5 protein-coding genes and 1 pseudogene are annotated in these 11,600 nt (G+C 35.8%); all 6 read right to left on the bottom strand.

The features are described from left to right. Positions 1 to 18: 18 nt before the first annotated feature. The 6 genes and pseudogenes from KFZ70_RS11930 to KFZ70_RS11905 all read right to left on the bottom strand — a co-directional run bounded on the left by KFZ70_RS11930 (position 19) and on the right by KFZ70_RS11905 (position 11,511). The gene (locus tag KFZ70_RS11930; RefSeq protein ID WP_139696378.1) at positions 19 to 3,099 is read right to left on the bottom strand and encodes a SusC/RagA family TonB-linked outer membrane protein; all 3,081 of its coding nucleotides are present in this window, start codon (positions 3,097 to 3,099) and stop codon (positions 19 to 21) included. A 49-nt stretch (positions 3,100 to 3,148) separates the two neighbouring features. Beyond that, the gene (locus KFZ70_RS11925) at positions 3,149 to 5,047 is read right to left on the bottom strand and encodes a RagB/SusD family nutrient uptake outer membrane protein (RefSeq protein ID WP_139696380.1); all 1,899 of its coding nucleotides are present in this window, start codon (positions 5,045 to 5,047) and stop codon (positions 3,149 to 3,151) included. Between the two features lie 11 nt (positions 5,048 to 5,058). After that, on the bottom strand, positions 5,059 to 8,229 hold the full coding sequence (locus KFZ70_RS11920; protein WP_158293199.1) for a TonB-dependent receptor: 3,171 nt from the start codon (positions 8,227 to 8,229) through the stop codon (positions 5,059 to 5,061). A gap of 507 nt (positions 8,230 to 8,736) precedes the next feature. After that, positions 8,737 to 10,041 (bottom strand): TRAP transporter large permease, encoded by a 1,305-nt coding sequence (locus tag KFZ70_RS11915; RefSeq protein WP_199240707.1) that lies wholly within the window; start codon positions 10,039 to 10,041, stop codon positions 8,737 to 8,739. Positions 10,042 to 10,043: 2 nt separating this feature from the next. Beyond that, positions 10,044 to 10,492: pseudogene (locus KFZ70_RS11910) on the bottom strand (TRAP transporter small permease). 44 nt (positions 10,493 to 10,536) lie between these two features. Beyond that, positions 10,537 to 11,511 carry a TRAP transporter substrate-binding protein gene (locus KFZ70_RS11905; protein WP_139698861.1) on the bottom strand — a complete coding sequence of 325 codons (975 nt, stop codon included), beginning with the start codon at positions 11,509 to 11,511 and terminating at the stop codon, positions 10,537 to 10,539. Positions 11,512 to 11,600 lie beyond the last annotated feature (89 nt).

The following is an 11,600-nucleotide window of genomic DNA, read 5'->3' as shown; positions in this document are numbered from 1 at the left end:
TATCTATTTAAATTTTTATTAAAATGATAATCTTACCCCTAAGGTATAGGTTCTAGCCTGTGGGTTGGTACCGATATTTAACTGACGAATATCCTTATTTTTAGCTATTTCAAAAAGGTTAGTTCCTTGTAAGTTTAAGCTAAAGTGTTCCATTCCTAGTCTGTCACATAAGTTGTCTGCAAATTCATAGGTTAGCTGAGCCCTGTTAATTCTAAAGAAACTTGTATCAAACAACCAGAATGTAGAGTTTCTAAAATTATTTTGGTTTTGCGCAGCAGATAACCTTGGAAACGTGGCTGTGTCATCTGTTTCTGGAGTCCAACGTCCTAAAACTACTTCAGAGTATTTCTGATTCCCATTAGGGCTATAATAATCATTGTAGCGATCACTTAATTTATTTCCTAAGCCTCCAGTTTGTCCCGTACCAAGTATAAATAAGTTAAAGGCTTTATATTTAATATTTAGGTTAACCCCGTATGTCCATGGACTACTACCTTGCCCAATTGCAACTTGATCATCTAAATCAATTTTATCATCGCCATTTTGATTTTTATACTTTATATCGCCTGGTTTCACTGTACCAAATTGCGGCTCTGGCAAACCGGCAATTAACTCATAATCTACTAAATCAACAAAATCAGCTTCTGTATAGAACCCTTGGTCTTCAAAACCAAAAATAGTAGACAATTCTTTTCCTTGCCTGTTTTGGTAGGCAAACTCATTAGTCTCAGATCGTTTTGAAGCTTCTGCTTGACTGTACAACACATTCGCTCCAATACCAAATGTAAAGTCATTAAATGTTTTGTTAAAATTGATACCTAACTCAAAACCAGTATATAAATTGGCATTGAAATTATCTCTTGGTCTAAAAGTATTATAATATGACGGATATTGATCGGCCAAAAACACTAATTGTTTATCTAGTTCTGTTCTAAAATAATTAGCCTCTAACCATAATGAATTCATTAAATACGTTTCAAATCCAGCATTGAAATCTATGCGTTCTTCATACCCTAAATCTGGATTAGCACCTTGAGTTACATTTTGCTTTCTATTAGACTGCACGCCGTCAGCCCAAGCAAAACTAGAACCTGACGAATAATTTTCTTCATATAAATAATACCCATCAATACCACGATCAGATTTTATAATTCCTCCTGAAGCTTTTAGTTTTAAATAATTTATAAAATTGCTTTCTTTTAAAAATGCTTCTTCACTTAAAATATAGGCTACCCCAACTGTTGGTGAAAAACCACCTCTATTACCTTCAGGTAACTTGATAGAGTGCGCATAGGCACCTGAAAAGTCTGCATACAATTTTTTCTTGAAATCATAAGTTAACTGAAAGCCAAGGTGTGCATCTTTGTCGGTTTGAAGTGTACCATCTCGTTTCTCTGAATTATAGTATCCTAACAAGGTAGTATAAATGGAGTGGTTTTGGGCAAAGGTTTTTTGATAATTAATCAATCCGTACATACCTAAACGCGATTCAAAGCCATTAGATGATACATTTTCTGTAAGATCTCTTAAATCTCTACCAAAAATAGCATTGTCTGATTCATCAAGATTTGGGTTATCAATATCTCTAAACCCTACAATTTTATCATCTTTCCAGAACGGTTCATACACACGGTACTCATTTCTAATAGACAATTGGTATGAATCAAAAAAGTCAAAACTCAAATACGTTTTGGCTGATAAGCCTTCCGTTATTCCTGATAAATCAAAATTAATAGCGTTGTTGAACTGCGTTACACGGAACACATTATTTTGATATCCCCCTGCAATGGCTCTAGCTACAGGCGCATTTTCTTGCACTTGCCTGTTAGAACCTAACAAACCTCCATTAAAATAACGAGCTCCAGCCAAAATAACCGCCAGTTCTGGATTATTCTCAGTATCAAAATATTCTAGTGGTAATAATGGTGCGTAATCATTTGGTTTAAATGTGGTACCTGCACTTAATAAGTTTGCTCTAGCGCTTTTATCTGTACTTATAATGGCAACACCATCAATACTACTAGTAATCCAATCGTTTACCTTAAAATCAATATTCCCTCTAACATTAAAACGGTTAGATCCTGCATTAATATCTTCATTAATATTTAACCAATCTTCATTGTAAAGCCAGCCCACATTAACATAATATTGCGACTTATCATTACCGCCGGTGAATTCTGTAATTACGTTGGTTGTATTTACAAAAGGTTGTACCTGATCATAAAAATCAACATCAGGGTATTTTATTGGATTAATACCGTTTCTTGTATTGGCAATATCTTCCATTGAGAATAAACTAGTATCATCAGGGCTAGTACCATCGTTAATTCTAGCCTCATTCCATAACTCCATATAATCTGCCGACCCCAAATAATTAGGTAGTGATATAGGTGTTCTAATACCAGAACGTACATTCACGTTTACTTCTCTTTTATTTATTTTACCTCGTTTGGTATTAATTACAATCACACCATTTCGTCCTTGGCTACCATATAAAGCCACAGCATTAGCATCTCTTAATATGGTAATTTGATCAACTTCCTCCATGTTTAACACATTGGGATCACGTCCAAAAACACCATCAATAACAAATAACGCATTATCAAGGCCTCTTATGTTGTCTGAGCCACGCACCCCCATAGTTAAACCACTAATATAATCTCTAACAAACTGGGTATTGTCATAAACTAAACGGTCTCTAGTATTTGTTGATGATATAGATCCTACTACATCCCGTCTATTTTTAACCCCCACTCCCATGTTTATCTCATCATCTTCTGATGCCAAAAATTCTGATTTCTTTAGGGTAATGTTACCAGCCCAATTGGTTAAACTAACAAGCTGGGATTCATACCCTTTTTTCTCTATAACAACGGTTTCATCATCGGGTAAGGTAATATCAAATAGTCCGTTGGTATTGGTTGATGATTTAACACCTTTGGGACCATATATATAAACCCCCTCTAAAGGATTTCCTTGTTCATCAACAACGGTTGCAGACACTTTAACACCATCTGATTGCGCGGTAGTCACCTCACAAAAACACAGCATAGCGATGCATACAAGCGCATACAACTTATATATTTTATATATTTTCATTTTTATTTCTTTAAATTTAAGTATTAGTTAAAACAAATTCATATTGGGATTACCAACCTGGATTTTGATCAAAGCCTTCATAAAATTGTGTTTGATTTTGTTCAAAAGGTAACCAGTAGTGCTTTGGGTAGTCACAAACGCGATCTACCAACACAGCTTCTTGAAAGTAACTCCAAGCTTTGTCAAATCTCAATTCTGTTTTAATTCTATATTTATCTTCATGTGCCACACCCCAACGACGTATATCCATCCATCTGTGACCTTCATAAGATAACTCTACTGATCTTTCGCGTCTTAACTCGTCCATAAATTTATTGTTGTCTGCAACAATGGCCGGGTGTATATTTGGAAGTCCTGCTCTGGTTCGTATTTTGTTAATCACCTGTTCTGCAGTCATAGAAAACGAAGCAGGCGCAGTGTTTGCTCCTTTAGAAACATGAAGTGCCTCAGCATACATTAAATATACATCGGTTAGCCTCACGTGTATGCGCATACCTGTAAACCTTCTAATAATATTATTCCCTACACCAGAATGGTATTCACCATTAATTTCTGGATAAAATTTCTTTTGCATGTACCCAGTTAGGGAAGCATTAGACTTACGATGCTCTCCTGGGTTACCATTATCATCTGGATCTTCAACATACAATCTTATTGTTCTATGCTTCGCAGGTATACTTGCTCTTGTTCCCAACACGTCACGATCAGCAAAAATCCATTCATAAAAACGTGGATCACGGTTTGCAAATGGGTTAGTTTCATCGTAGGTTTTTGGACCATACTTTTCACTAATGTCATCTTCAATAGATAAGCCATTGGCCATACCAAAATTATGATATATAAAATTATGGGTTGCACTGGTACATTGTGTACTAGTACGCGCAAGATCTCTTGGTACACCATCACTCATAAAACTAATTGTAGAACCTGTATGTGATACCGCAGGCGCCGCGAAAATTAACTCTTTAGCACCAGGTTCTAAACCTGGCCACGTGTTTCTAGGCACATTCCAAAATACCGTTTTGTAATCTTCTAAATTTTGTGCAAAACTATACACACTTCCATCTAATTTAAGTACTTCTGCAAAAGCATCAACAGCCATGGCGGCTAACTCTGTATTATAAGTATAAGTATCAATACCTGGTTGGTTGTTAAAATGCATTAACGGACTAGCAGCAAACAGTAAGTTTTTACCTTTAAAGGCATATGCCGTGCCTTTTGTTATTCTGCCAGCATTATTTCCAAGTGTTTTTTTCCCATAAGATTCATTATCCCAATCTACAGGCAATCTCTTAATGGCCTCCTCATAATCTTTGTTAGCTGCTAAAGCACACTCCTCATAGGTGTCAGGGCGCTGAACATCAATAACTTCTGATCCATCAAATACTCGGGTGATGTATGGGAAACGCCCCCAAAATTTCATAATCTCATTATGAAAATAGGCTCTAAAAAAATAAGCTTGCCCCAGAATAACATTTCTTTCATCTTCGGTTAAACCTACCATTAAATCTCTATTCCTTATTACAATATTAGCTTTTCGTATACCTTGCATACTGGCGCGCCATACTCTTGGTCTACGTCTAGGTTGCGCATCGTTAGTACTACCATCTTGGCCACGATGATCATCTTTACCTAAATAACAGTATTTATTATTAATCCAATTCTCTAACTCTCCACGATCTAATCTTACACTATATTTAAAAGATTGTGTACCGCTGTTATAGGCATCATCTCCCATTAGGTATTCCATAAAGGAGTGACCAGAGAATCCATATGAAACTACCAAGGCATACATTTCATCAACAAACCCTTGCGCATTATCAAAGTTTGAAAACACTTCCTCTTCTGTTAACACAGATTCTGGAGCTACGTCTAGGTATTCCTCGCAAGCCAATGCTGATAACATGAGCCCAAGAAATAAAACTATTTTTACTTTAAAATTTTTCATATTTCTTTTTTTTAAAAATCTAAATTAAAACCGAAGTTAAATCGTATTAGCGTTGGATAATCTCCTCTAAAGCTAGAATCTTGGGTTTGACTACTGTTAAACTCTCTATCATCTGGTAAATCTGTCCATAAAAACAAGTTATTACCATTAGCAAAAAATCGTAACCCTTTAACTCCCATTTTTTCACATGCAGCTTTAGGTACACTATACCCTAATGCTACACTTCGTACTCTTGTTAAAGAACCATCAAAAAAGTTTCTTCTAGGATCTGTAGCTCCCTGATTAACAGAAAAAGCTGGTTGTGTACGTGTAGCTGTTGGATTGTATTTGGTCCAATAATCTAACTCATGCGCAAAAAACGTATCTGTTTGATTGGTAAAGGTTCTACTAGTATAATTTCTGTTTGTATTTTGAGTACCATATAATTGCACACTCAAACTCCATCCTTTATATTTTGCTCCCACCGTAGCAGCCCAAGTTTTAAACGGACGCGTTGGGTAACCAAATGGTACATTATCAAATTGACTGTTATATACACCATCACCATCATAATCATGTAAGTTATAATAACCTAATCGTGTAAATTCTTGCCCGTTAACTTGTGGTGTTGAGCTGTAAACATCATCCCAACTGGTAAGTATGTTACCTGGAATAGCAGATCTAGGTTGACCAATAGGATACCCTTCTCGCTTTTGATAAAACGGACGCAACTCTGGATCTTCTCTTTTAATTACCTTATCTTTTGCATAGGTAAAGTTATAATTACCAAAAAGATTTAATCCACTACTAAAGGTATGATTCACTCCTAAAACAATTTCATAACCTTTTACTTCTACTTCACCGCCATTAAATGCTGGTGGCTTAGCACCGAACCAATCTGGCACAGCTCTATCGTCACTAGGAATAAAAATATTAGTACGATCTTCACCAAAATAATCAAACTCCGCAGTAATAAGGTTTTTAAACACACCTAACTCAACCCCAACATTATATTTTAAGGCTGTTTCCCACTGAAGATCAGGATTACCTACATTTCCTTCCTTAAAGAATACATAAGGTGAGCGTTGATTCCCTTGACCAGACCCTGATTGTAAAAAGGCTCCACCTCCCGATTCCCATGAGGATTGATATTCAAATCTTGCCCCTCCTCTATCATTACCAATTTTACCATAAGAGCCTCTAAACTTAAGTTTATCTAACCAGTCGGCATTTTCCATGAAAGCTTCATTGGAAGCAGTCCAACCTGCTGCCAGTGCCGGAAACAAATCAAAACGAAAGCCTGGACCAAATTTTTCAGACCCGTTATAGGCCCCACTAATATCAAGGAAGTAACGCTTATCATAATCATAAGTAACCCGTGACACCCAATCTTCACGATATATTGGGAATTGACTACCAGTTGCCCGTTGTTGGCGTCTTGCAAGGATTAACCCTGTTACACTATGCTTATCGTTAAAAGTAGCACTATAATTTATTGAGGCGTCATACAGTAGATTACGCACTATACGTTGACTAGATGACCCCTCATTACCTTCGAATATAGTTGCCGCTTCTAAATCCCATGGTGAAGGCACAAAACTAAAATCATTAACACCATCTGGAGAATCAAAAAGTTCATTAAAATCCCTATCATAAATACGATATACCACGTTTTCTTGACCATCTGCACCTGGATCACGTAAACGTTGTCTACTTGTTGATTGGTTATCTAAAGAAAAACGGCCCTGAAATGTCAAGCCTTTAGTTATAAACGCTAAATCTTGTTTTAAAATAAAATCGGTATTTACCTGAAAGGTAGTATTTGTATCATAACCTGTGTTGGTTAATGTTACAATGGGATTTGTATTAGCAAAAATATCTCTCTCATCTCTACCAAATAATCCATCTGGATATAAAGGCGTATACGCATTTGGCGCCAACTCATAAATACTATTTGTTACTAAGTTTAAGCTACCTGGTGTTTGTTGTATCCCCAAGAAGCCTCCAAGATTTACAGATAGTTCTGTAGTTTTTGTGATATTGAAATCGATGTTACTACGGAAGTTAAATCTGTCATAACTAAACTCACTTTCATAACCTTTACCATTATTATATCTTTTTCCATCAAAAATATCAGATACTTTTTGATAGGCTAAACTACCAAAATACTTTGCATCATTACCACCTCCACGCACAGATAAATTAACACGATAATCAAAAGCCATATCTTTTGTAATTTGATCCTGCCAATTAACATTAGGGTATATAAAACGTTCCTGTTCATTTGCTGGATTTCGATATTTATCAGCTATAGCGTAAGGACGAAATAAATCCCAAGACGCTTCATCTTGAGCAAGTTCGCGTAATACAGATGAATTGGCCTGCATGATAGCATCAAACGCATCTAATTTTTCTGGTAACTTAGAAATGGTCTTTAAGGTAGTATTGGCCGTCAATGACAACTGCGCCTTACCCTTTTGCCCCCTTTTTGTAGTTACTAATATTACACCATCAGCGCCTTGTACACCAAAAACCGCCGTAGCAGAAGCATCTTTAAGTACAGAGATGTTTTCAATATCATTAAAATCAAGATTATCAATAGATCTTTGAACACCATCAACCAATATAAGAGGTTGCCCTGATCCATTCCAAGAAGCCTGACCACGAATGTAGATTTGCATATCGTTTCTACCGGGCACACCACTACCTTGAATAGCCGTAACACCAGGCAAGTTTCCTTGTAAGGCTTCCTCAACGTTGGTGATACCTGCAACACGTTCAACCAGATCTTCACCTTTAATCTGAGAAATTGCACCTACTACACTCTCTTTTTTCTGAGTACCATACCCTACAATTACCACTTCATCAAGACTCTCTACATCTTCCTCTAAAAGCACATCAAGTGTTGAGTTACTCCCAACAGCAATTTCTTTGGTTTGAAAACCAATAAAAGAAAACACCATGGTCTGTTTTCCTTCTTTTAATAATAAAGAGTAGTTTCCATCAAAGTCGGTAACGGTCCCGTTAGTGGTCCCTTTTTGAATAACATTAACCCCGGGTAAAGGCATTCCTGTAGCATCTTTTACAGTTCCTGAAATCTTGTTTTGAGCCTGTAAATTTTGAGCTGTAAAACTGGAAAGGATTAACACCATAGTTAATGTCAATAAAGAAACAAAACAGCGACTTTCAAATTTTTGTTTCATTTTGAGTTTTAGTTTTAACATATAATATAAGTTTTACTAGTTAGTTCTTATCATGAATCACCTCAATTATAGATTCATAATATTATGTTAAACAATATTACTAATCACTATTTGCTTCTCTATCCTGTACTATACTGTTATATTGTTTTTTTTGCTTTGTGGTATTCAAAGTATTTAAGATACACTAGCCTGTAACCTTTGAGGTAAATAGGCCCATATTACAGATTTCATTGAGAAATAGATATTCTTTTTAATCAATAAATATTATTTTCCCATTAAAAAAAGTAGCACAACTAACTGCTTATAGAGCATCTAGCTGCTTTACTTGGGGTTTTTAAGTATTATTTTTAACCCGAAGAACGTTCATTTGATACCTCCGTAAAACCATGATGATGTTCAACCATATTTACCCAGTATGTGCAGTAATTTTTATGGTAATATTACAAATATCCCAATACCATAAATTAAAACTATAAATTAAATTCAATTATCCAATAACCTACCCTCTTAAAGCCCAAACAAATTTGGTAAATACATAGAAATTTCAGGGATATAGGTTATTAAAAGGAGTACCAATACCATGATTAGCAAAAATGGCAGTAATGGTTTTACCACTTGAGAAACCGATATGTTGGCAATACCACTTCCTACAAAGAGTATGGTTCCTACTGGAGGTGTACATAGGCCAATACACAAATTGAGCACTAACACAATGCCAAAATGTACTGGATGCATCCCTAAAGCAACAACCACTGGTAAAAATATAGGGGTAAAAATTAAAACGGCAGGCGTCATATCCATAAACGTTCCTATAATCAAGAGCACCAGATTAATAACCAGAAAGATAACTATTTTATTACTGAATTGTTCTAGTAAAAACCCACTGATAAGCTCTGGGATCCCCTCAAAGGAAAACAACCATGACATAGCCATAGAGGTACAAATTAAGAACATAACTACAGCAGTAGTCTTTGCGCTTGTGAGTAAAATTTCAGGAAAATCTTTAGTGGTAATATCCCCATAAATGAGCGCCAATACCGCTGCATATAATACTGCTATGGCCGATGCCTCTGTAGCTGTAAAAATACCTGCTACAATACCGCCAACCACAATAACCAACAGTAACAGACTAAAAAAGGCTTTACTAAAATATTTCCAAATCAATGAAAGTGGTGCGCGCTCACCTTTTACAAAGCCTCTGGTTATAGCCACAAAAGCAATATAACCTATAATACTAAACCCTAATAAAATACCTGGTAGATATCCTGCTATAAACAGTGCCGCAACAGAGGCAGTACCACCACTAGCCAAGGCATATACAATTAAAATATTACTTGGAGGAATTAATAGGCCCGTTGTTGATGATGTAATATTTACAGAAGCACTAAATGCTCTTGGATACCCTTCTTCCTCCATCCTATCAGTCATTATACTTCCTATGGCTGAAGTGGCCGCGATGGCTGAGCCTGAAATAGCCCCAAATAACATCGAGGCCAATACATTTACATAAGCCAAGCCCCCTGGCAAACTAGCAACTAATGATTTTGCAAAATTTATAAGCCGGTTGGCAATGCCACCTCGCTTCATAATTTCGCCAGCTAATACAAAAAACGGAATAGCCAAAAGCGCAAAACTATCAATACCTGTAGTCATACGTTGGGCTATGGTGGTTATGCCTGGTAGTTTATCAATATTAAGTAATAAACTTATAGTTGTAGAAATACCTATACTGTAAGCCACAGGAACTTTTAACATTAGCAAGGTAAAAAAACTGGCAAATAAAACGATGATACTTATAACCTCAATACTCATGGTTAGTCGATGATTTGGTTAGCATTAATTTTGAATATGTGGTAAACAGAGAAACACATAATAAGAAGCCCACTTGCGGGTAATATAGCATAAATATACCCTAAAGGAATTCGTAAGGTTCCTGATAATTGCTCTAAGTGTAGAGTTATATACACCAAGTTAAAACCGCCAATAACCATAACAATTAAAGCAAAAAAAAAATACAGCACTCGATAAATAAAAGTACCTTCTTTCTTGTTTTTTCAGAAAACTTCTGATACAAAAAATCCATAGACAAATGCATTCTTTTACCATTTAAATATGCTGCTCCTAAAATGGACATCCATATTAACGAAAAACGCGCCAATTCTTCCGTAAAAGCAAAAGAGGTATTTAAAATATATCGCGAAAACACCTGACTCAAAACATCAATAACTAACAAACCAAAAATGACAATAAGTATAATTTCCATCAATCTACATACCTTATCAAATATAATATCTGCTGATTTCATAATTACTCTCTTATTATGTTGTTGATTAATTCACTCATTTCTGGATGCGCTTTTAAAAAGGCTTCCAAAACGGGTTTCGACTTTTCTTGAAATAGTGACTTTTCCGGAATAATAATCTCTACACCTGCCTTTTTAGCGATAGCCATAGACTGGTCAACAGATTCTTTCCAAAATTGCTTTTGCGCCTGTGAAGACTCATCGGCAGATTCTTGAACCCATTTTTTTTCTTGATCTGATAACTTATCCCAAAACTTTGTTCCTATCAATAAAACATCTGGTACTGAGGAATGCTGATCAAGCGTATAATACTTACTTACCTCATAATGGTTTGATGACACAAAGGAAGGTGGGTTATTTTCGGCACCATCTACTACCCCTTGCTGAATGGCTGTGTATAACTCGCCGTAAGCCATTGGTGTTGCCGATCCTCCAAGGGCATTAACCATATTGATAGCCATTTGATTATTCATCACACGTATTTTTAGCCCTCTTAAATCATCAGGAGTTCTAATAGCTTTATTTGAGGTATAAAAACTTCGGCTACCAGCATCATAATAACATAAACCGCGTAACCAAAACTTACTCCCTTTTTCTAATATTGATTTACCAATTTCTCCTTCTAAAACCTCAAATTGATGATCTTTATCTTTGAATAAATAAGGTATGCCCAATACGTGATACTCAGGTACAAAATTAGATAAGGTGGCTGCGCTCACTTTAGTTGCTGCTACACTTCCTATTTGTAAAAGCTCTAATACTTCCCGTTCTGATCCTAATTGCCCATCTGGAAAAATCTTCATTTCTAATGCGCCGTTGGATTTCTTTTCTAATGCCTTTTTAAATTCTAAAATGCCTTTATGTACAGGATGCGTTTGAGGAAGTGTATGTGCCAAATAAAGCATTTTTGTGCCCTTGTTTTCCATACATGACCATAAACTTGCGCAAATAAGCAAAAGGAAAGCCTGTTTTATTCTCATTCTTATTTTATTTTAGTTTAATATGAGTGCTATTAGTGCTATTTAAAACGATTTCTGTTAAAACTAAGTCGTCAACAAATATATGAAAT

The sequence above is a fragment of the Allotamlana fucoidanivorans genome, assembly GCF_045788535.1.
In the GTDB taxonomy this organism is placed as follows: Bacteria; Bacteroidota; Bacteroidia; order Flavobacteriales; family Flavobacteriaceae; genus Allotamlana; species Allotamlana fucoidanivorans.
Note: the sequence above shows the minus strand (reverse complement) of the source record. Positions and strands in the feature narration are given on the sequence as shown.